Below are 21,851 nucleotides of genomic sequence, written 5' to 3'. Positions count from 1 at the left end.
ATCTATTATTATATGCTTTTTATCGAAACTAAAAAAATTATAAACGGGCATAAAAATACGATAAATATTGATAATTAGCCTTTTACAATTTTTTTTTAATTTTTTTAAAAATATGACCCAAATTATTTTGATAGATTAGTTAAAAAAAATTATCTTTGCATCCGCTTACAAATGGTGGATGTAGCTCAGCTGGTTAGAGTATCGGTTTGTGGTACCGAGGGTCGCCGGTTCGAACCCGGTCTTCCACCCAAAAAGCAAAGCCTTGTCAATTTTGACAAGGCTTTTTTGTTTTTAATACTTTCTTTACATAAAAATCTAGCAAAAAAAAGCCTTTGTAAAATACAAAGGCCTTTATTCTTATTCTAAAAAAATGTTTATTCTGTAGGCTTATCTACAATTAGTCTATTTGCTCTGTTAGCAATTTCCCAGGCTGTGTAAAAAACCAATCTAGTTCTGTTTTCTAATAAGTCGTAATTAATTTTATCTGGCGTATCAGATGGTTGGTGATAATCATCATGTGTACCATTAAAGTAAAAAATAATTGGAATGTTATTTTTAGCAAAGTTATAGTGATCACTTCTGTAGTAAAAACGATTTGGATCGTTTTCATCATTATAAGTATAGTCTAAAACTACGTTTGCATATTTTTTGTTTACCTCTTCAGATAGGTTGTGTAATTCTGTACTCAATTTGTCAGAACCAATTAGGTAAATGTAGTTTCTGTCTCCCTCACGTTTTGGATCTATTCTACCAACCATATCAATATTTAGGTTAGCTACAGTTTGAGCTAAAGGAAAGATAGGATCTACATCTGTATAATGTTGCGAACCTAGTAAGCCTTTTTCTTCTCCTGTAACGTGTAAAAACACAACAGAACGCTTTGGTCCATTACCGTCCAATTGAGCTTTTCTAAAAGCTTCTGCAATCTCTAATAAAGCTACAGTACCAGATCCATCATCATCTGCACCATTGTTTATTTGTCCGTCTGCGCTAATGCCAATGTGGTCTAAGTGAGAAGATATTACAAGATATTCATCTGGTTTTTCAGAACCTTTAATGTATGCAACAACATTTTCAGACATTACATCTGTGTTCCCGCTTTTTAAATCTAATTTTAGATCAGTACTAACCGTTTTAGGAGTATCATCTTTAGAAATATCTTTAACAAAAGCATTTGCTAATTTAGCATTTACTAAAATTGTAGCGAACTCGTTAGGACTAGTAGGTTTTGGAGAAATTCTTTCTCTACCACTTTTTTGCATTTGTGCAAAGTACTGTTGGTATCTTGGGTAATTTGTTTCATCATAAAAAACAATACCAGCAGCACCTTTTTTAGTGGCAAGTTCTACACGTTTAGCTAAAGCTTCTGAAGGGTTGCTCCAAGAAGATTTTTCGCTAGAACCAGATAATTTAAATGTACCATCTGTATTTTTAGGCTCTCCAGTTTTTGCAACAACAATTTTTCCTTTTACGTCTAAACCGCTATAATCAGAATAGTCATCTTCTTCAATACCAAAACCAGCATAAATTACAGAAGTATAATCTCCTGTAGATGCAGTTGTAGCTACGTAATCTTCACCTAAAGTATAGGTAGTGCCATTAATACTAAGTGTACCTGTAGGTAATTTAGAAATTTCTAATGGAACATCTTGGAAATAGTTGCCATCTGCTTTAGCAGGTTTAATACCTAAGTCAATGTATTCTTTTTTTATGTATGCAATAGCTTTCTTTTGCCCTGGTTTTCCAGTTTCACGACCTTCAAACTCATCAGAAGCATACGTGTATAAGTGAGTTTTTAATTCAGCTTCTGTAATTGTGTTACCGTAAGTCTCCGGATTTACCGCTTCGGCTTTGTCAACTTTTTTTTCACCTGTAGTTTTCTGAGTAGAATTACAGCTTACAGCCAAAGCTAAGGCTATAAATGCTAGTTTTTTCATGTTTGGATTTTTAATTGTTCTTGTAATGTGAAAAGTACTAAAAAAAGGGGAGATAAGTAATATTGGTCTTTCGGATTATTAAAAATGTAATTAAAATAAAAATAGATTAATAAATTGTTTTAATTGGTTATTTATATCTGTGTTATTCTTATTTAAATAATAAAAAATATGATAATACATTATTTAGTTTATTATTTTTTTTCTCTAATCTATCTTGTTAATTAGGCTATTTATTAAAAAAAAGAACAACCAATAGTTATTATTAGAGTTCTTAGTGTTGGTAATGTTTTAGAGTTAACATTTAGTTAAGAATTTTACCTTGCATGCAATATCTCATCAATATAAAAGTTATTTTAACCTAAATAAAAAATTGATTTACAGTTAATTATACGTTTTTTTATTAAAACATTAGGCATTTAATAGCTTATTATTTAATTGTATTTGGTTGATTTTTAGACTTTTAATTGTTAATTAGTGTCTATTTATTTTTTTGTAATTTTTGGCTTACTACTTATATAGACTATAACCTATAATATTTTGTAATTATGATTATTTTTGGAACAAGAGGTGTGCGCTCTACAAAAGCTACAGGAAACTTTAATTGTCCGCAATGCGAGTTAAATCGTGAGTATAGACATAGAAAGGTTACACAGTTTTTTACGTTGTATTTTATACCGCTTATTCCATTAGGTAGTAAAGGAGAGTATGTAGAGTGTAACCACTGTAAAGGCACATTTATAACTAGGGTTTTAGACGGTGTAAAAACTACAGATAAAAAAGCCTTTATGGCAATGTACGAACAAGCTATACGCCACGTAATGGTTAAAATGATGTTGGCAGATGGTGTTATAGATGAAAATGAGAAAATAGCGGTTTTACATATAATTAATAAGTATGGACATAACGATATGTCTTCTTTTCAGTTAGAAGATTATATAAAGCAAGTGCAAACAGATGGCAAGGATATATCTACCTATTTAAAGCACGTTGGTCCTTCGTTAAACGACCATGGTAAAGAGTTACTAATTAAATCTGCTTTAGATGTTGCTTATTCAGATGGGCATTTTGATGATACAGAAAAAGAATTGCTATTTAAGATGGGAGAAATAATGGAAATGTCTTCTGCTCATATAAAAGGTCTTATGGCTGAAGCTTTAGAAAAAATGAACTAACAATACTAATTTACAAAATAACCAATTACCATTTATGAAAAATTCGTTTGCAGATCGCTTAAATTATAAAGCAGAACGCTTTTTAAGCAAAGGAGGTTCATCAATATTTAAAAGCCTTTTAATAATATTTATTGTAGTTTTTGTAGTACTAGTAGGTTTACGTTTAATACTTATAAATATTTTTCCAAGTTTAGACTATACAGGTAATATTTTTAGAGATATCTGGGTTACATTTTTAGAAATGACAGATCCTGGAAATATGAACCAAGATAACGATGCACCTACTTTTTTAAAGGTGTTAACTGTTTTGTCTGGTTTAACGGGAGTTATTTTACTGTCTATGCTTATTGGTTTTATAACAACAGCTTTAGATACAATGTTATACGATTTTAGAAAGGGTAGAGGTAAAGTAATAGAAAGTAACCATACCATTATATTAGGTTGGAACGAGCGTGTAGTAGATGTAATTAGAGAGTTAATTTTAGCAAACGAGAGCGAGTCTAAAGCATCTGTCGTTATTTTATCTAATGAAGATAAGGAAGAAATGGATAACTTAATTACCAAGCGTCTACCAGATATGATGACTACTGAGGTAATTACAACACAAGGAGACTATGCCAATATAAACGAGCTTAAACGTATAAATTTAGAGTCGGCTAGGTCTATTATTATATTAGCGGGCTGTTCAGAAAGTGCAACCTTAAGTAAAAAGAAAGCAAGTGATGTGCAATCTGTTAAGTCTATCTTGGCAATTACAGCTTGCCAGAACGGTAAAAATGAGCTGCCTATAATTGCAGAAATATTTACTAAAGAAAAAAGAGATATTATAAGCTTTTTTGAAGACGATAATATTATTGCTATTGATAGCTGGAATATTATGGGTAAACTTTTAATACAGACTTCTTTAACTAGTGGTTTAGATACTGTTTACAAGGAGATTTTATCTTTTGATGGTTGTGAGATATACTTTTATGAAGACCAATGGAATAACTTGCAATTTGGTGAGTTAAGTTATTATTTAAAAGATGGTATTCCATTAGGTATTTACTCAGAAAAAGAAGGTTTAGTTCTTAGACCACCAGTAGATACTATTCTTAGTAATGGAGACTCTGTTGTTATTTTAGCTGAAGATGATTCTACTATTTCTTTTGAAGGTAAGCAGTACTTCTTTCCAAATAGAGATAAGAAAATAATAGATGTTCGTTTGGAGCAAAAGAAAAAACGAATTCTAATTTTAGGATGGCATAAGGTTGCTGAAGTTTTTATAGAAGAAGCTACAGATTACCTATTAGATGGGTCAGATTTTGATATTTTGTTTGATGCGCCTACGGAGGAACTTACAAGCGCTATTGATGAAATTGCAGGGACATATCCAGATTTTAACATCAACTTACACGATTCTAATCCTTTAGATTTAGATAATTTAGAAAAAATTAATCCAGAGTCTTATGATACTATTGTTATATTATCGCAAAGTATGGAAGAACAGTCTGCAGATAAGATAGATTCTGATACTTTAATTATTTTATTGTTATTGCGTAAGGTTGTAAAAGATGCTAACGGATTGCATATAATAACACAGGTTTTAAATTCTGAAAATCAAGAGATTATAACGCAGACAAATGTAGATGATTTTATAATTAGTAATAAGTTAATTACTATGATTTTAGCACAGCTAAGTGAAGAAGCTTTAATGAAAACTTTTTATGATGATATTTTCTCTGAAGATGGTAGTGAAATCTACGTAAAGCCTGCAACACTTTATTTTGATACTTTTCCTCAGAAAATAACCTTTGCAGATGCTATTTTTTGTGCACAACAAAGAGGTGAAATCTGCTTGGGTATTAGAAAAGGAGATTTAAGTAAATCTCTTAAAAATAATTTTGGTATCACTTTAAATCTTTCAAAAGACACAGAAATAGAATTGTTAGAAAACGACTTCTTAATTGTCTTGTCTGAGGATGAATTGTAAATAGAATAGTATTAAATCTAAAAAAGGTGTTTATTCAATCGAATAAACACCTTTTTTAGGATTGTAAATATTTTATATAAGACCTGTAAACCAATGGGATATCTGAGATAAACCATTAGAAACCTCATTAATTAAAGGTATGTCGTAGCTTAGTCCTTTGCCTACAGAATAGATAACAAATAAAACATACAGCATTAGTAATAATTTTGCGTGTATACCTTTAATTCCCTTTTTAGAAAGGATAAATATAAAGAATACTATAACGGTTAATATTAATAGTAATACGCGTAGTTGTCCTATGTTTTCTATAGTTTCTGGACTCATTTCTATAGGTCCGTATATTAATGTAAACAAGAATAAAGGAAAACCTAAGGCAAAACAAACATCAAAAATATTACTACCTAGTGCATTTGCAACTGCATCATCATAATTACCTTTCATAGCATCTTTATAAGACATAATTGTATCTGGTACACTTGTGGCTGCAGATGCAAGTACTACAGATACAAAGTAAATAGGCATACCCGTAGCAACTCCAAATTCTTGGCAAGCTTCTACTAGCCAAAAACAAGCTAAACCTATAAATAATACAGAAACTATTAATAAGCCAATAGCTTTTACTTTGTTTATTTTAGAGTCTCCAAGAACTACAGTTGCTAAATCACCCCTAAATAAAGCTATAGCTCTGTTGCCACCATCTGCTTCTTCTTCGTAATCGTTTTCTACTTCTCCTGGGCCTTGACTTAATAACATGTATCCAACGTAAATAAAGTATAGAGCCATTAAAATAAGACCGTGTGTCCAGTTTAAAGATGTGCCGCTAATAACAAATATTAAGGCTAATTCAGCTAATATTAATGCTATACCATCCCTATATATTACTTTTTTAGAAATCTCTATTTGTGAAGTTATTTTTTTACCTATAACAACGAGTATTACAACAGCAGGGATAATCATAGCGTTAAAAACAGCACTACCAGCTGTGGTGCCAATACCTCCAGAAAAACCATCCTTGTCTTTTAAAACAAATAAAAAGAATAGTGTAGTAAAAAGTTCTGGTAAGCTACTACCTATGGCATTTATGGTAGCGCCTTTTATACCTTCTTTCATATTTCTACCTAAATAATTAGAAGCCATTTCAAAGCCATCGCAGGCTCTCCAAATAATAATACAGGTAATTAAAATAAGTCCTAGAGAAGTAAATATTGCCATATATGGTTTTTCTGTTTTGGGTAAATTTAAAGAAATTAAATAGAAAATGTTAAAAAATATTTTAAGTGGTTGCAATTGACTTTTGGTAGTTTAGTAGATGTAATTTTTTTAACGAAGTTAAATACGAGTTAATATGTAACCTTTGTTACATTCTATTTGTTAGAAAATATAGATATTTACGACTCTTATTTGTAGTATGACAAAATATTTAGATGCTTTTATCAACGCTTTTTCAGGTTCTTTAAGTTGGACCTGGAAATCTATTGTTTTTGATGTACCTTGGTACACCAATTATTTTTGGGGATTATTACTTATCTCTTTGGTGGTTTGGAGTTTAGAAATTTTGTTTCCTTGGCGTAAAAATCAATCTATATTTAGAAAAGATTTTTGGTTAGATTTTTTCTATATGTTTTTTAATTTCTTTGTCTTTTCAATAATTATTAGCGGCTTCTACAAAGTGTTAGAATTGTTGTTTAGTTCTAATGGTATTCCAATTAAAAGCTTGGCTATTGTAGACTTATCTAAGCTGCATATGGCTTGGCAATTACTAATTTTCTTTATTGTTTTAGACTTTGTACAGTGGTTTACACACGTAATGTTGCATAAGTTTCCTGCATTATGGAATTTCCACAAAGTGCATCATAGTGTAAAAGAAATGGGGTTTGCTGCGCATTTACGTTACCATTGGATGGAAAATATATTGTATAAACCGCTAAAAACCTTTGGAGTTTTAATTTTGGGTGGTTTTGAGCCAGAGCAAGCGTATATAGTGCACTTTTTTGCAATAACTATAGGTCATTTTAATCATTCTAATATAAAAATTACGTGGGGACCTTTTAGGTATATATTTAACAACCCGGTAATGCACTTATACCACCACGCATACACAATACCAGAAGGTTCTTATGGTGTTAATTTTGGAATTAGTTTAAGCTTATGGGATTATATTTTTAAAACAAACTACATTCCAGAAGAAAGTGGCAATGTACGTTTAGGTTTTGAGGGCGATGAACATTTTCCTAAAGGGTTTGTTAAGCAAAACTTATATGGTTTTACTAAAGATAAAGAAGAGCAGAAGGAGTAGGTTAGTTCCATTTTAAATCGCTACGTTCTTTCCAGTACGCGGTTGCATTAGTTGCTAATTTCTGTAATAGTTTTACTTCTTGCTTGGTTAATGATATGTCTAAAGCTTTGTAATTACTAGTTAGTTGTTCTGGTTCGGAAGCTCCACTTAGTATGTAGGTTGGTTGTAAGGCTTCAATAATAAAACGCAGAGCAATTGCATCTACACCCACATTGTATTTATTGGCTAAGCTGTATAGTATGTTGTAATTTTTTTGGTAATGCAAAAAATTATCATTCTTAAAAACTCTACCGTTAGCCAATGCCTCTTTTATAATTACTTTTTTGTTTTCTTTTAATAATTGCTTTAAAATAGGGTAGGTAAACTGCTCTAAAACATTATATGTTACCTGGAAACTTGTAAATAAATCTTCGTTATTTACTTTAATTTCTAAAGCTTTTTTTATGACTTCTGTTTGTTGTGTTCCGCTTGTAGAAATACCAATGGAAAGTCCCGTTTCTTTTTTAATAGCGTGTAATTCTTCTAAAACTGTGGTGTTGTCTAAGATACCACTTTCTAAAGTAGCGGAGTGTACTTGGTATATACCTAGTTCTGGTAGTAACTGTTTAGATACTTGCCATTGTTCTTGTAATTTTGATAAGGAGTGTTCTTTAATTTCGTGTTTACCACTGTAGCCTATTTCCCAATTGGCAACATAGGTATAGCCCCATTTTGTGCCTAGAATAAGGTCATTGCGTTTTCTGGTTGTTTTCCAGTCCAATAAAAATTCTTCTCCTTTTCCGTAAGATGGTGCGGTATCAAAATATCGTATACCAAAACTATATGCGTGGTCTAGCATAGTAAAGGCTTTTTGCTTAAAGGCAATAACGGACTTGTCTACAGTAGAGTTTCTAATGTTTATGTAGTCTGGTCTTCCTAAAGCAGCTAAGCCAAGTCCTATTTTAGTGGTTTTCAAAATTGATGCTTTATTTAACCCAAAGGCTATCTGTAAAATAGTGTTTGCAATCTAAAAAGTTAGTAGCAACAGAGTATCCTGTTTTTGTTGCTAAATCTTCAATATCTATAAGGTTGTATTTTTTAGATAATTCGGTCCAAATAAGTTCATTTTGACTAAAACTAATCATTTTGTCTAGTTTTTTTAGGTAAACTTGTTGTTTTTTTAAGCTTACTATATAGCTTTTTACTTCTCCGTTTGTTGGATTGTAATGGCAATAAAAATCAAAATCATCAATTTTGAAATCGGCCTCTAGTTCCCTGTTAATTCTTAGTAAAAGATTTAAATTAAAACGCTTTGTAATTCCGTCTTTATCAAAATAAGCATTGTGTATGGTAATAGGATTCTTTTTTAAATCTATACCAATTAACAGCTTGTCTTTTGGTTTCATGTTATTATTAAAAAGCTGTAATAACTCTGTTGCTTCATCATAAGAATAATTACCAATGTTACTACCTAAAAAAAGGAGTAAGCTAGGTGTGGTGTCTTGTTTAAGCTCTTTAAGCATTTTAAAATAGTCACCAATTTTAGGTTTAATAGATACGTTTGGTAAACGCTCTTTAAGCTTCTCGGTTAACATATCTATAGCTTCTTTACTAATATCTATTGGTATATAGTGAAAAGCAATATTATTTTCCTCTAAATACTCTAGTAGTTTAAAGGTTTTAAACCCATCACCAGCACCAAATTCTATAATGTTAAAAGGCACATTAAACTCTAGTGCATCTACAATTTGTTTTGCTTGAAGCGATAAAATCTCGAATTCACTATCTGTTAAGTAATACGACTGCATATGCATAATTTCCTGAAAAATTCTGCTTCCAGCATCGTCATAAAAGTATTTAGAAGATAGGTGTTTTTTTGGCGCAGTAAGGCCGTCTAATATATCTTTGTCAAAGGTATAGTCCATATTATTGTGCAAGTCTTATTCCAGAAAATAACCAACGCATATCTGGCTGAAAAAAGTTTCTGTATGTTTTTCTACTGTGGTTTTCTGGTGTTGCTATAGAGGCTCCTCTAAGCACGTGTTGGTTAATCATAAATTTACCATTGTATTCGCCTAAAGCACCAGGAGCTTTAGAGAAGTTTGGATAAGGTAAATAGGCGCTATTGGTCCATTCCCAAAGCTGTCCGTAGTTTAGGTGTTCTGCCGCAACTTCCCACTCAAACTCCGTTGGTAAGCGCATTTGTTTCCATTCTGCATAGGCATAAGCTTCAAACATACTAATGTGCGTAACCGGTTTATTGGGTTCTACAGGTTTAAATCCGTCTAACGTATAGTAATGCCACACTCCTTTGATTTTGTGCCAGTATAAAGGTGCTGCAATCTCATTTTTAGTAATGTGATCCCAACCTTCTGCGTGCCAAAGGTTAAAGTTGGTGTAACCACCGGATTCTATAAAAGCAATATATTCTGCATTTGTAGTTAGGTTGTTGCTAATTTTAAACTTGTGAATGTAGGTCTTATGTATCCCTAGTTCGTTATCAAAACTAAAACCAGAAGTATCGTGACCTATTTGGTATACGCCTTCTTCAATAGTAATAAACTCTTGTTTTTCTGTAATGTCTTTTAGTGCTATATTATTCTCTAGAGTAGGGAATGTAGGTTGATTGCCAAAAATGTACTTAATATCATAATAAAACAACTCTTGGTGTTGCTGTTCATGATTTATACCAAGTTCTATAATTTCTAAAGCTTCTTTAGGGGGTGTGTCCTCTAAAAAAACAGTCATTTTAGCATCTACATAGCTTCTATAAGCGTAAACTTCTTTTACGGTTGGGCGTGTCATTAATCCTCTATTAGGGCGTAAAACACGCTCGCCTGCATTGTTGTAATAGCTATTAAAAAGGTATGCAAAATCATCGTTGTAAACGGCGTAATTTGCACTAAATTCTTTTAAAACAAACTGCTCAAAAAACCAAGTAGTATGTGCTAAATGCCACTTAGGAGGCGACACAAATTCTGTTGGTTGCACAGAATAATCTTCGGTTTCTAAGCTAGAGCACAATGTTATAAAGCGGTTACGAGTGTTTAAATATGCTTCTTTTATATTAATCATTTACTAATACGGTATCTATTATAATGTCACTTTGTAATGTTCTGTGAACAGGGCATTTAGAGGCTATTTCTTTAAGTCTTTGTTTTTGTTTGTCATCTAGGTTTCCAACAAACTTTAATTTCTTAGAAAGATGATCATACTTTGTAGGTTTGTCTACGTCTAGCATTAAATCTGCACTGTGTTTTTTTGCGTACGTAATATAAACAAAAACTTCTTGTAAATCCCATTTTTTACGTTGGGCGTACATTTTTAAAGTCATTACTGTACAAGCTGCTAAACCAGCACTTAGAAAATCGTAAGGAGACGGACCAAAATCATCTCCTATATCTTCTGGCTCATCTGCAATTAGTGTATGTTTTTTGGTTTGTATGGTTGTTGTAAAATTGTCTTCAAGTAAATTAAGGTGACCAACTAATTGTTCTCCGTCTGTAGAGAGCATTTGGTTTTCTTTTGGTTCAAAATAACGCTGTACCCAAGTGCCAATAACATTACCTGCGTAGATACTGTCTTTAGAATTAGTTAATAAGTGATCTGCCTGGTCTAAACTAACAAAGCTTTTAGGGTGGTGGGCGTTTAAATAGAGCTCCTGTGCGTTATCTACGCTAACAGTGGCATCTATGGGTGAGTGTAGAATTAATATAGGCTTACGTAGCTCCTTTGTGATCTTAGGTAAATTGGTTTTACTAAAGTCTTCAGCAAATTCTCTGTTAATTTTAAAAGGTCTGCCACCTATGTTAACTTCTACAGCTCCTTTTTCGGGGATAGCACTTACATCGTGTGTAAATAAATGTGTAACGTGATTAGCGGTAGATGGTGCCCCAATTGTAGCAACTGCTTTAATATTATGTAATTTAGAGGCTGCTACAATAACAGCTGCACCACCAAGTGAATGACCAACCAATAGGGAAGGAGCATCATAATTTTGTGTTAGGTAGTTGTTTACAGCAATAAGGTCGTCTACGTTAGCGGAGAAATGACTGTCTGCAAATTCACCTTCACTACGCCCAAGTCCAGTAAAATCGAATCTTAGTACACCAAAGCCGTGAGTAGTTAAAGATCTACTAATATTTTTTACAGCAGTTAATGTACTGCTACACGTAAAACAATGAGCAAAAATGGCAAAGTAATTTGGTTTCTGGTTTGCAGGCAATTCCAAATAGGCTTGTAGTTGTAATCCGTTTTTATTTTCTATATGTAATCTAGTGCTTTTCATAGGGTAATTTTTTGGTGTTAATTTGCTTAGAAAATGTACGTAATAACATTTGTAATTTAGGTGTAATATAAGTTTTGCAAAATGGCTTATTAGGGTTGTTGTAATAATAGTTTTTAAACTCTTCTTTAGAGGGTTTAAATTCTGAAAAAGGATGCACCTTGGTAATAATTGGCTTCGTAAAATTAGATTGTAATGCTATTATAATTTCTTCTATTTCTTTTTTCTGATTTGACGAATATACATAAAATAACGATCGGTATTTTTTACGAAACGAATGGTATGATGTGCTTTTATGAGTTATTAAGTGTATGTTAACCAGTGTTTTTAAGCTTATTATTTCTGGTTTGTATTTAAGTGTGATTGCTTCAGAGAAATTAGTGTTGTCTCTGGTTGAAGATACAAAACCTTGCTCTACATTATACACGCCAAGCAGTGAACTAAAAACAGCTTCTGTGCACCAATGGCAACCACCGCCAAGTGCAATTTTAGGAAGTTGTTCTTTTATCATTCTAATCTAAAAAAAAATTATTTTACTACCTCAACGCCTTTCCAAAAAGCAACATAACCTTCTATTGGTTTTGCCATTTTAGATACTTCTGGATAGTGCCACGCAGCATCTTTATTTTCTTTACCATTTACGGTAACTGTATAGTAATGTGCTTTACCTTTCCAAGGGCAAGTTGTGTGTGTGTCTGTAGCATTAAAAAACTCTTGTTTAATACTCTCTTTAGGGAAATAATGATTGTTTTCTATAACTACAGTATCACTACTCTCTGCTATTACGGTATTGTTCCAAATTGCTTTCATAAGTTGTATTGTATTAATTTGTATTGTCTAAATTTTGTCGGTTAAACCTTCTTAAAATTACAATAGAGTCTAGTTGCTTAATTTATAATTGTTTAAAGGTTAATGTTCTTTTTTTAACGGTATTCAGGATTGTCAAAATTCCATTTTGCACCGTTATCCCAGTCTTCTCTAGAGTTTCCGTAGCTAGGATACCCGCCTTGTTCTTTTAGCATCTTAGCTAAATGCATAAGGTTGTAGGTCATAAAGGTTGTGTTTCTGTTTGTAAAGTCTGACTGTAAGCCAACTGGAGTGTCTAGTTTTTCTCCTTTCCATTCGGTATCTCCGTAGCTAGGGCCAGGTCCAACTTCTCCAATCCAACCAGCATCTGCTTGTGGCGGTATAGAATAACCAATGTGTTGCATAGCATATAAAATACCCATAGCACAGTGCTTTACACCGTCTTCATTACCGGTAATAATGGTGCCGCCAACTTTTCCATAAAACAAATATTGTCCCTTCTCGTTCGTCATACCACTCATAGCATAGAGTCTTTCTATAAGTTTTTGTGCTACAGAAGATTTTTCGCCTAACCAAATTGGAGTACCCATTATAAGAATGTCTGCGTCTATAATTTTTTTAAATAGCTCTGGCCATTCATCTTTCTCCCATCCGTGCTCTGTCATATCTGGGTAAACACCACTAGCTACGTTATGATCTACAAGACGTATTTCTTCGACAGTTACATTCTCTTTCTGCATTATTTGCTTAGAAACATCCATAAGTTTAGAAGTGTGACTTTCTGATGGAGATTTTTTAAGTGTACAATTAATGTACATTGCTTTTAAGTTACTGAAATCTGTTTTTTTCATAGTGTTTATTTTTAGTTTTTATCAGAGTTTAAGAGCTGCAAGACAGCATAGAGCAGCCTACCTTATGCTTTGCCCATTCAGGTCTTTTTGTAAACCATTTATTATATTTTTGCTGTTCGCTATATGGTTGTTTTAGAATGGTATACAACTCGTTAATTAAAGTGTAATCTCCATTGTTAGCAGCGTCTATAGCTAGTTGAGACATATAGTTGCGTAACACATATTTAGGATTAACTAAGTTCATTTGTTGTTTGCGTTTCTCTGCACTAGTATTTTCTAATTTTAATCTACTTGCGTAAGCTGCAAACCACTTGTTCCATTTGCTTTTTATGTTATTAGTAAGTACATCAAGGTTGTAGAAAGCATCTTCTAACAGCTTTAGAGCTTCATTAGGAGCGTTAACATCAAAGTTGGCTAATGTTCTATAAAAGATAGTCATATCTGTCTCTACAAGCTGTAAATTAGCTTCTAATTCTTGAATTAAAGTAAAATCAGTATCAAACTCATCATACAAACCAATTTTAGAACGCATCATTTTTAATGAAGAAGCATCGTATTCTAATTTGTAGGTATCTAAAATGGCTTCTAGCGGAGCGGCTTCATTAACTAACGGAAACAATGCATTGGCCAGTTGAAAAAGGTTCCATAAACCAACGTTAGGCTGATTGCTGTAACGGTAACGTCTGTTTTCTGCATCTGTAGTGTTAGGAGTCCAATCTACATCGTAGTCCTCTAACCAGCCATATGGACCATAATCTATGGTTAAGCCAAGAATAGACATATTATCTGTATTCATTACTCCGTGTACAAAGCCAACTCGTTGCCAGTGTACAATCATTTCCAATGTTTTCTCTGCTACTTCTTTAAAAAAAGCAATGTATGTTTCTTTAGATGGATTGCCTAAATGAGCAAAATGATTTTTTATAGTATAATCTACTAGCGTAGTTAAGGTAGTAATATCTTCTCTAGCTGCTAATAACTGAAAATTACCAAAACGTAAAAAACTAGGAGCAACCCTAGATACTACAGCACCTTTTTCGTAGGCAGCATTACCATTGTATAGCATATCTCTTAAAACTTGGTCTCCTGTAAGTGCTAAAGACAAAGCTCTTGTGGTTGGTATGCCTAAATGGTACATAGCCTCGCTACATAAATACTCACGTACCGAAGAACGTAAAACAGCTAGACCATCTGCAGTTCTAGAATATGGAGTTTCGCCAGCTCCTTTAAGTTGTAAAGCCCAAGTTTTATTGTTGTGTTCTACCTCAGCTAAATTTATAGCTCTACCATCTCCTAATTGTCCGGCCCAATTACCAAATTGATGTCCGCCATAGCACATAGCGTATGGTTTTGTATTTGGTAAAATGCTATTGCCCGTAAAGACGTTTAAAAACTCTTTTGAAGTGCTATCTTCTTTTGTTAAACCAAGTGTTTGCAACATATCATGAGATACGTGTACCATTTCTGGGTTTGCAGTTTGTTTAGGAGTAACATAAGAAAAACAAGCGTTGGTAACTTGCCTTCTAGTATTTTCTAGAATAGGGTCTGCAGGTAATTGCTTGGTAAACCTGTTGTTTAATGTAAACTTCATTACTTATGCTTGTTCAATTATGGTATTCCATTTATCACTTCTCTTAGCAATAGCTTTAACGTAACCGCATACTGCAATAGCTTTGTATCCTTCTTGAGTAAGCTTTTCAAACGTTTTTTCAACCAATTGTTTGCCAATTCCCTTGCCTCTTAAGCTGGTAGGGACTTCTGAATAAACAAGGTACATTTTATCGTTTTTTATCTTATAATCTACAAATGCGGTTGCACCATCTACATCCATAGTAAATTTGTTGTTTTCTTTATCGTGAATTATACTCATTGTTTTATAAATTTAAAATACCTGTAAAGACATTTAGCTCTACAGGTATTGTTCATAAATTACGCAGTTACACTTTTTAGCTTATCTGCGTGCATTTGTCTTAGTTTAGCCAACTTAGGATCTATAACCACAGTACAGTACCCCATTGTTTTATTATTTTGATAAAAACTTTGGTGATCTTTTTCTGCTTCATAAAAAACACCTATTGGACTAATCTCTGTTACAATAGGATCTGCATAATACGGAGCCATTTCTTTAACAACTACCTCAGCTACCTCTTTTTGCATAGCATTGTGGTAGTAAATTACAGATCTGTATTGTGTGCCAGCATCTGCACCTTGTCTGTTAAGTGTAGTAGGGTTGTGAGTAGTCATAAATACAACTAGTAAATCTTGGTATGATATTTCTGCCGCATTGTACGTAACCTGTACAACTTCTGCGTGCCCAGTTAAACCAGAGCATATTTCTCTATACGTTGGTCTACCAGGAGCAATACCACCTGTATAACCAGAAACTACTTTTTCTATTCCCTTAACGTGATTAAAAACCGCTTCTGTACACCAGAAACAGCCTCCGCCAACAGTTAATGTTTCTAATTTTCTATTCTTCATTATTTTCTTCCTCTATTTTTTGAAGCTGTAAAGCTTCAGAATTTATACAATAACGTAAACCACTAGGTTTTGGTCCGTCTGGAAAAATATGTCCTAAATGTGCATTACACGTATTACACAAAACCTCTACGCGAACCATACCAAAACTGATGTCTTTTACGTATTTAATGGCATTTTCTTTTATAGGTTGGGTAAAACTTGGCCAACCCGAATCTGATTTAAATTTAATATCCGCACTAAAAAGAGGGGTATTGCAACAGACACAGTTGTATTGTCCGTCTTCAAACAAACTACATAATGCTCCTGTATGCGCAGCCTCTGTTCCGTTTTTACGTGTAATTCTATATTGTTCAGGTGTCAGTAATAGTTTCCAATCTTCATCAGACTTTATAACTTTAAAATCTGGTTCTAAATTCCCTTTAACCGCATAATGAATTACATTTTTCCAAGTTAGCATAAACCAAAATCCTTTCTGTTTTATTAATTGTTATACTATTGTTATTTTACTTGTATGTTTTGTCGTACTAAAGCTATTTTCCTATCAATTTAAAGACAAAGAGAAAGTATAGTAAAGCTACAAAAACAGTATATAGCTTAAAGGTAAGAAGAACGCTAAGAAATTAAGGGGTTTTTAAGCTATCTTTAAGAGTTTTGTACTGTATATTAATTTTTTTGACACCGTACTCTATAGCTTTATCTACATCTACACCCATATAAATATCTATACGGTTGCGCCATTTAGAATGCATTTTATCTTTAACTAGAAAAGTACCACTAAACCCTTCTAGTTTTACTTCTGTATTTCTGTCTAGTCCCAATTTTAAAAGATCATTAGAAACAGCTATATATTTATCTCCAGGTTTAAGACTATCTCCCCAGGCAGCAATTGTAGGTTGTAAAGACGTTTGGTATGCCAGTGAGTTGTATGCGGTGGCTCTTACACTATGTGTTTTCCAAACATACGGACTTTCTTCTTTCTTCACTTTTTTATTAGAGCAAGAGAAAATAAGAGCTAGTGTTAGTAGTATTAAAAACCTTTTTATCATTTATAGAACCAATGTATAAGAATTAAATATACTATATTTTTTTAATAGTACTATGTTGCTTTAGTTTGATAAAAAGAAAAACCCACAACAATAGTTATGGGTTTTAAAGTGCAATAAAATACCGTTTTTAAAAAGTTACGGAAACTTTAGCTTTTAAAAAGAAAGGAGTTCCTGGTGTAAAATGAATTTCATCTACAGGGTTAGTCTCATTAAACAATCTTGTTTCTGTAGCAAACTGACTTTCGTTCCATTCTGTATCGAACAAATTCTCTATAATAACACCATATGTCCATTTACCTGTACTGTAAGCCATATTAAAGTCTGATAAAAAGTAGCCATCTGCAATAATAGAATTATCTTCATTAGCGGGTCTATCTTTTACGTACCTGTAATTTAATCCACCAGAGAACTTACCAATGTTTTTAAATGTTAAACCACCAGCGGCAGTTAAAGAAGGTGCTAGTGGTATGTAATCTTCACCATCTGCTTCTTCTGTACTTCTGGCATAAGCGTAGTTTGCATCACTATACAAATACAAATTAGGGTTTATGTTGTATCTAAAACCTAAATCTACACCATAACGTTGTGTTTTTCCGCTAGGTTCTACCACACCAGCATCACCAACATATACAAACTCTTGTTCTAGGAATAAGCTCCATAAAGCAGCGTTTATAACTAGCTTAGATGATGGTTTAAGAATTACACCCAAATCGTTACCATAAGCAGCAGGTAATATTTCTTTACCATTGTTAGCTGTTACTACACGTGTGTCGTTAGAATGAAAACCAATACCAGATTTTAAAAATAACTGTACACTAGGAGAGGCAGCATATATAAAGTTTAGCTTAGGACTTACAAAGACCTTGTCTTCACTTAAACTAGTATAAGTAGTTTGTAGTTTGTCTATATAATCGTTTTTAAAATAATCTAAACGCAAACCAGGATTAATTGTCCATTTGTTTTTCTTGTACGTAGCGTTTAAAAAACTATACATATTTACTTCATCAACATCACCTAAAGCATAAGTTTCTAAGGTAGTTTGTCTGTTTGCTGTGTGCGATAGTTCTACGTCATTTATATCATCATACCTAAAACCAGCACCAGCTTCTAATTTTAATTGCGAGTTGTCTTTCTCAAAATGAAAATTATGAGCATAAATAGATTCGGCTCCAAAAATACTACGAGACTCTTTTTGTTTTATTTGATCTCCGTTTACAGGATCATCTAAAAAGAAAGTAAAGTTAGAGAACAACTCAAAGTCGTACTTAGATACATATGCCTTAGAAGTAAGAGACTCGTGCTCGTTAAATTGTTTGGTATGATTAAACCATAGGTTAGATCTGCTTGTTTTACCGCCTTCGGTATCGTCTATAGCGCCAAACCTACCAATTAATCCTTGGTCTACTGCACGTTGAGGTATTTGACCAGAAGCATCCCATTTACTTTGAAAATGACTAGCAGTAATAGTAAACTCTTGATCGTCATAGTTATTAAAGTTATAACGCCCCATTAAGTTAATTCTATTAAAATTCTGAGGAGCATCAAAAACTCCATCTGTAAGTACAAGCTCAGAGGCTAAATACATATTACTTTGTTCTTCATCTAATAACTTAAGCATACTTACAGCACGTAAGCTATTAAATTGTCCTGCTTCTACAGAAAGTAAATTGTTATCTAATTTCTTTTTAGTTTTTAGATTAACATAACCAGCCGTATTAAAGTTACCTACGTTAGCGTAGTAAGGACCTTTACCAAAATCTATATTATCTACGGTTTCTGGTATAATAAAGTGCATATCTGCATAACCTTGTCCGTGTGCATGAGACACCATATTAACAGGTAAGCCATCTACACTAATTGCAACGTCTGTACCATGGTCAATATCAAACCCACGTAAAAATATTTGTTCTGCTTTACCACCACCTGCATGCTGACCAATAATTAGTCCAGGAACTTTACGTAAGATCTCTTGTGAAGACTTAACAGGGTTTGTTTTTACATCTACATTTAAAAACGTACTAAGTGAGTTTACTTTAGATACTAGAACTACTTGGTCTAAAGACACAGCGCTTTCTGTTAAGTTAACTCTTATTGTTGTATTTAAATGTTCTTCTGTAATTGTAATTTGTTGCGTAGCGTACCCAAGGTTGTAAAAGAAAATAACGTCGTTTAAAGAGATATCATTCAACTTAAAAAAACCAGAAGTGCTAGAATAGGTGTAGTCACCTGTTGTTTGGTTGTACACACTAACACCTTCTATAGGTGTATTGCTATTAGATACAACAGTACCTTTAAGTTCGTGTGCTTGTATACTTCCAATGGTTGTAAGGAGCAGTATTAATGCTATAAAATATTTCATTTGTTGTAGTTTGTTGTAAGTAGTATCTGGATCTAGAAAAATGTTCTACATCTAAATACTAGAATTGTAAGCGCATAGTTTAGCCATAGGCATAGTTTAGCCTAAAGTAACTTGCAGTTCTTGTATAAATAATTTTTTTTCTGCTAGTAAAAGCAGTATTAAGCTAGTGCGCTTTTTGGAGGTTTTTCTACAGCTGTTATATAACCCTTTGTAGTTTTATCTGGGTTAGTATAAATATAGTTAATAGTTAATGTGGTGTTATTTTTAAATACGTAAGTATATGTATCTATTATATGCTTGTCTATTTTAATATCTAATACAAGTACATCTTTAGAATCGTTATCTGGTGCGCCAAAAAGATTATTTATAAAAGTTATTATCTGGTGCTCGTGATTTTGGTTATGAGAATGACTATGATTTGTAGTTGAGGTATTGCTGTGTGAGTGTGCTGTTGCTACTGTATGTGTCTCTATAGCATGAGAAACGGCGTGTAAAGCATCTTTTATTTGGTCTTGCAACGGATGAAGTACATACAATAAGCTTATGCTAATTGCTATTAACTGTACTATATGCTGCTTAATGTTCCTCATTTTACGCTTTAAAACACTTTGTTATTATTGTTTATTTAAGTGTTATTTTTGCAGCTACCAAAGCTATAAAAACTTATACACTCTTACCATACTAACGAGAAAATTTGAAGTAGGGTTTTAAAAAAAGTAAAAAAAATATGCTTTTTTGTTTTTAGGTTGATAGTAGAAGGTTTTAAATAAGGTACTTATGGCAAAAAAAGGAAGAGAGAAGAATACATTAAACAAAGCCAAACACTCTAAATTAATGGCAAGAAAAATTAATAAGAAGAAAAAAGAAGAGGCATTACGTAAAGAACGACTTAAAGCTATTATAAAAAAAGCGCACGAAACTAGTGAGAGTCCTGAGTAAAGTAAACAGTATAAACAAAAAAGCCTTAAGAAAAGTGCTAAAGGCTAGTTGTTCATAATTAAGTTATATACCAGTCACTGCTGCTTCAGCACATCTTTCACCATCCATAGCTGCAGAAATAATACCGCCTGCATAACCACCACCTTCTCCGCACGGGAATAAGCCTTTAATTTCTGGATGTTCTAATTTTTCTGTTCTTGGAATATTTACAGGAGATGAGGTTCTAGACTCTACACCAATAATATTGGCTTCGGAAGTATAGTATCCATTCATTTTATCACCAAAAGCTTTAAATCCGCCTCGTAAACGACTACCAATTAACTTTGGTAAAAGTGAGTGTAGTGGAGCAGACTTTAGTCCTGGTTGGTAAGATGTATCGTTTAAACTCGTAGATAATTTACCATCTACAAAATCTGTAAGTCTTTGTGCGGGTGCAACTTGACTTCTTCCGCCTGCGGTAAAAGCTAATTTTTCTAAGTCTTTTTGGTACTCTAACCCTTTTAAAACACCAAACTTGTTGTACTTAGGAATATCTTCATCAATATTTATCTCTACAACAATACCAGAATTTGCATATAAATTGTTTCGTTTAGAAGGCGACATACCGTTTACCACAACTTCTCCTGGAGCCGTTGCTGCAGGTACAATAAATCCACCAGGACACATACAAAAAGAGTATACACCTCTACCTTTTACTTGTTCTACAAGGCTATAAGCAGCTGCGGGTAATAACTCGTTACGCTCACCACTGCAATGGTATTGTATGCTGTCTATTATATGTTGTGGGTGTTCTATACGTACACCCATTGCAAACGATTTTGCTTGTAATGCAATTTCTTTTTTATGTAATAAATAGTATATATCTCTAGCCGAATGTCCGGTTGCAAGAATTACACTATTTACAGCCATTTCATCTCCGTTTTCTAAAATTATGGCTTTTAAAGTGTTGTTTTGTATATCAAAGTCAACCACTTTAGTATCAAAATGGACCTCACCACCGTACTTTATAATATTTTCTCTAATATTTTGTACAAGTTTAGGGAGCTTGTTGGTACCAATATGTGGGTGTGCGTCTATTAAAATTTGTTCTGTAGCTCCGTGGTATACTAAGTTTTCAAAAATTCTACGTACATCTCCACGCTTAAGACTTCTGGTATATAATTTACCATCAGAATAGGTACCAGCACCACCTTCGCCAAAGCAGTAGTTAGAGTCTTCGTTTACAATATGCTCTTGGTTAATGGCTTTTAGATCTCTACGTCTGTCTTGTACATTTTTACCACGCTCTAAAACAATAGGTTTGTAACCTAGTTCTATACAACGTAGCGCAGCATACATACCTGCAGGTCCAAAACCAATAATGTGTATTTCTTTGGCATTAGAAACATCTTTATAATCAAAAGTATAATTACTACTTTCTGGGGCAGGTTCTTTTATATAAACAGATACTTTATAATTAAAGTAAATAGTTGCTTTACGGGCATCTATAGACTTACGATCTACTTTTACTGCCGTAATTTCTGATACCGGAATGCCTAAATATTTTGCAGCTTTTTTTGTTAGAATGCCTTTTATAGGTTCTTCTAATAATGTAGTTCTAAGCTGAATGTTTCTTACCATACCGCAAAAATAGTGGTTTTAAAAGAATTTATCTTTTTTGTCTTTGATAATTTTAAGATTGATGAAATAATGAGCCGTAAGACACAAACTCAGGAATTATAATAATG

At 33.0% G+C, this 21,851-nt stretch carries 21 protein-coding genes and 1 tRNA gene; 5 read left to right on the top strand and 17 right to left on the bottom strand.

Annotation, left to right across the window (positions count from 1 at the left end):
• The first annotated feature begins 173 nt into the window (after nucleotides 1–173).
• A tRNA-His gene (locus tag BT107_RS03990) sits at nucleotides 174–249 on the top strand.
• Between the two features lie 125 nt (nucleotides 250–374).
• On the opposite strand, the gene BT107_RS03985 is transcribed toward BT107_RS03990, so the two are convergent.
• The gene (locus BT107_RS03985) at nucleotides 375–1,937 is read right to left on the bottom strand and encodes a M28 family peptidase (RefSeq protein WP_072302453.1); all 1,563 of its coding nucleotides are present in this window, start codon (nucleotides 1,935–1,937) and stop codon (nucleotides 375–377) included.
• A 545-nt stretch (nucleotides 1,938–2,482) separates the two neighbouring features.
• Here BT107_RS03985 and BT107_RS03980 point away from each other — a divergent pair.
• Both BT107_RS03980 and BT107_RS03975 read left to right on the top strand, forming a co-directional pair.
• Nucleotides 2,483–3,109: a tellurite resistance TerB family protein gene (locus tag BT107_RS03980; RefSeq protein WP_072302452.1), complete on the top strand. Its 627-nt coding sequence runs from the start codon at nucleotides 2,483–2,485 to the stop codon at nucleotides 3,107–3,109.
• Between the two features lie 34 nt (nucleotides 3,110–3,143).
• The gene (locus BT107_RS03975) at nucleotides 3,144–5,081 is read left to right on the top strand and encodes a CASTOR/POLLUX-related putative ion channel (RefSeq protein ID WP_072302451.1); all 1,938 of its coding nucleotides are present in this window, start codon (nucleotides 3,144–3,146) and stop codon (nucleotides 5,079–5,081) included.
• A 72-nt stretch (nucleotides 5,082–5,153) separates the two neighbouring features.
• Here the strand turns inward: BT107_RS03975 and BT107_RS03970 are convergent, their stop codons facing one another.
• A complete protein-coding gene (locus tag BT107_RS03970) occupies nucleotides 5,154–6,293 on the bottom strand; it encodes a sodium:calcium antiporter (protein ID WP_072302450.1) in 1,140 nt (379 codons plus the stop codon).
• Nucleotides 6,294–6,489: 196 nt separating this feature from the next.
• Between BT107_RS03970 and BT107_RS03965 the strand changes: the two genes are divergently transcribed.
• Nucleotides 6,490–7,377, top strand: a complete 888-nt coding sequence (locus tag BT107_RS03965) for a sterol desaturase family protein (protein ID WP_072302449.1) — start codon at nucleotides 6,490–6,492, stop codon at nucleotides 7,375–7,377.
• A gap of 1 nt (nucleotide 7,378) precedes the next feature.
• On the opposite strand, the gene BT107_RS03960 is transcribed toward BT107_RS03965, so the two are convergent.
• From BT107_RS03960 to BT107_RS03895, 14 genes are all read right to left on the bottom strand, one after another.
• On the bottom strand, nucleotides 7,379–8,332 hold the full coding sequence (locus tag BT107_RS03960) for an aldo/keto reductase (protein ID WP_072302448.1): 954 nt from the start codon (nucleotides 8,330–8,332) through the stop codon (nucleotides 7,379–7,381).
• Between the two features lie 10 nt (nucleotides 8,333–8,342).
• Nucleotides 8,343–9,281: an L-histidine N(alpha)-methyltransferase gene (locus tag BT107_RS03955; RefSeq protein ID WP_072302447.1), complete on the bottom strand. Its 939-nt coding sequence runs from the start codon at nucleotides 9,279–9,281 to the stop codon at nucleotides 8,343–8,345.
• 1 nt (nucleotide 9,282) lies between these two features.
• Nucleotides 9,283–10,431: an ergothioneine biosynthesis protein EgtB gene (egtB, locus tag BT107_RS03950; RefSeq protein ID WP_072302446.1), complete on the bottom strand. Its 1,149-nt coding sequence runs from the start codon at nucleotides 10,429–10,431 to the stop codon at nucleotides 9,283–9,285.
• Nucleotides 10,424–11,644 carry a bifunctional alpha/beta hydrolase/OsmC family protein gene (locus BT107_RS03945; RefSeq protein WP_072302445.1) on the bottom strand — a complete coding sequence of 407 codons (1,221 nt, stop codon included), beginning with the start codon at nucleotides 11,642–11,644 and terminating at the stop codon, nucleotides 10,424–10,426. The genes egtB and BT107_RS03945 overlap by 8 nt, the downstream gene beginning before the upstream one ends.
• The gene (locus tag BT107_RS03940; protein ID WP_072302444.1) at nucleotides 11,631–12,152 is read right to left on the bottom strand and encodes a peptide-methionine (S)-S-oxide reductase; all 522 of its coding nucleotides are present in this window, start codon (nucleotides 12,150–12,152) and stop codon (nucleotides 11,631–11,633) included. Before BT107_RS03940 ends, BT107_RS03945 begins: the two co-directional genes overlap by 14 nt.
• Nucleotides 12,153–12,169: 17 nt before the next feature.
• A complete protein-coding gene (locus BT107_RS03935) occupies nucleotides 12,170–12,451 on the bottom strand; it encodes a DUF427 domain-containing protein (protein WP_072302443.1) in 282 nt (93 codons plus the stop codon).
• A 113-nt stretch (nucleotides 12,452–12,564) separates the two neighbouring features.
• Nucleotides 12,565–13,299, bottom strand: a complete 735-nt coding sequence (locus tag BT107_RS03930; RefSeq protein ID WP_072302442.1) for a flavodoxin family protein — start codon at nucleotides 13,297–13,299, stop codon at nucleotides 12,565–12,567.
• A 28-nt stretch (nucleotides 13,300–13,327) separates the two neighbouring features.
• On the bottom strand, nucleotides 13,328–14,890 hold the full coding sequence (locus BT107_RS03925; protein ID WP_072302441.1) for a protein adenylyltransferase SelO: 1,563 nt from the start codon (nucleotides 14,888–14,890) through the stop codon (nucleotides 13,328–13,330).
• 3 nt (nucleotides 14,891–14,893) lie between these two features.
• Nucleotides 14,894–15,169 (bottom strand): GNAT family N-acetyltransferase, encoded by a 276-nt coding sequence (locus BT107_RS03920; protein WP_072302440.1) that lies wholly within the window; start codon nucleotides 15,167–15,169, stop codon nucleotides 14,894–14,896.
• A gap of 59 nt (nucleotides 15,170–15,228) precedes the next feature.
• Nucleotides 15,229–15,780, bottom strand: coding sequence for a peptide-methionine (S)-S-oxide reductase MsrA (gene msrA / locus BT107_RS03915; RefSeq protein ID WP_072302439.1), 552 nt, complete (start codon nucleotides 15,778–15,780; stop codon nucleotides 15,229–15,231).
• The gene (gene msrB / locus BT107_RS03910) at nucleotides 15,770–16,237 is read right to left on the bottom strand and encodes a peptide-methionine (R)-S-oxide reductase MsrB (RefSeq protein ID WP_072302438.1); all 468 of its coding nucleotides are present in this window, start codon (nucleotides 16,235–16,237) and stop codon (nucleotides 15,770–15,772) included. The genes msrA and msrB overlap by 11 nt, the downstream gene beginning before the upstream one ends.
• A 163-nt stretch (nucleotides 16,238–16,400) precedes the next feature.
• On the bottom strand, nucleotides 16,401–16,826 hold the full coding sequence (locus BT107_RS03905; protein WP_072302437.1) for a 3D domain-containing protein: 426 nt from the start codon (nucleotides 16,824–16,826) through the stop codon (nucleotides 16,401–16,403).
• A gap of 127 nt (nucleotides 16,827–16,953) precedes the next feature.
• Nucleotides 16,954–19,185 carry a TonB-dependent receptor gene (locus tag BT107_RS03900; protein WP_072302436.1) on the bottom strand — a complete coding sequence of 744 codons (2,232 nt, stop codon included), beginning with the start codon at nucleotides 19,183–19,185 and terminating at the stop codon, nucleotides 16,954–16,956.
• A 158-nt stretch (nucleotides 19,186–19,343) separates the two neighbouring features.
• The gene (locus BT107_RS03895; protein ID WP_072302435.1) at nucleotides 19,344–19,775 is read right to left on the bottom strand and encodes a hypothetical protein; all 432 of its coding nucleotides are present in this window, start codon (nucleotides 19,773–19,775) and stop codon (nucleotides 19,344–19,346) included.
• Nucleotides 19,776–19,962: 187 nt separating this feature from the next.
• On the opposite strand from BT107_RS03895, the gene BT107_RS17490 reads away from it, so the two are divergent.
• Nucleotides 19,963–20,124 carry a hypothetical protein gene (locus BT107_RS17490; protein WP_170854696.1) on the top strand — a complete coding sequence of 54 codons (162 nt, stop codon included), beginning with the start codon at nucleotides 19,963–19,965 and terminating at the stop codon, nucleotides 20,122–20,124.
• A gap of 63 nt (nucleotides 20,125–20,187) precedes the next feature.
• Here the strand turns inward: BT107_RS17490 and BT107_RS03890 are convergent, their stop codons facing one another.
• The gene (locus BT107_RS03890) at nucleotides 20,188–21,744 is read right to left on the bottom strand and encodes an NAD(P)/FAD-dependent oxidoreductase (protein ID WP_072302434.1); all 1,557 of its coding nucleotides are present in this window, start codon (nucleotides 21,742–21,744) and stop codon (nucleotides 20,188–20,190) included.
• Nucleotides 21,745–21,851 lie beyond the last annotated feature (107 nt).

The sequence above is a fragment of the Cellulophaga fucicola genome, from assembly GCF_900119145.1.
GTDB classification, from domain to species: Bacteria; Bacteroidota; Bacteroidia; order Flavobacteriales; family Flavobacteriaceae; genus Cellulophaga; species Cellulophaga fucicola.
This window is presented reverse-complemented; position numbering and strand designations above follow the sequence as displayed.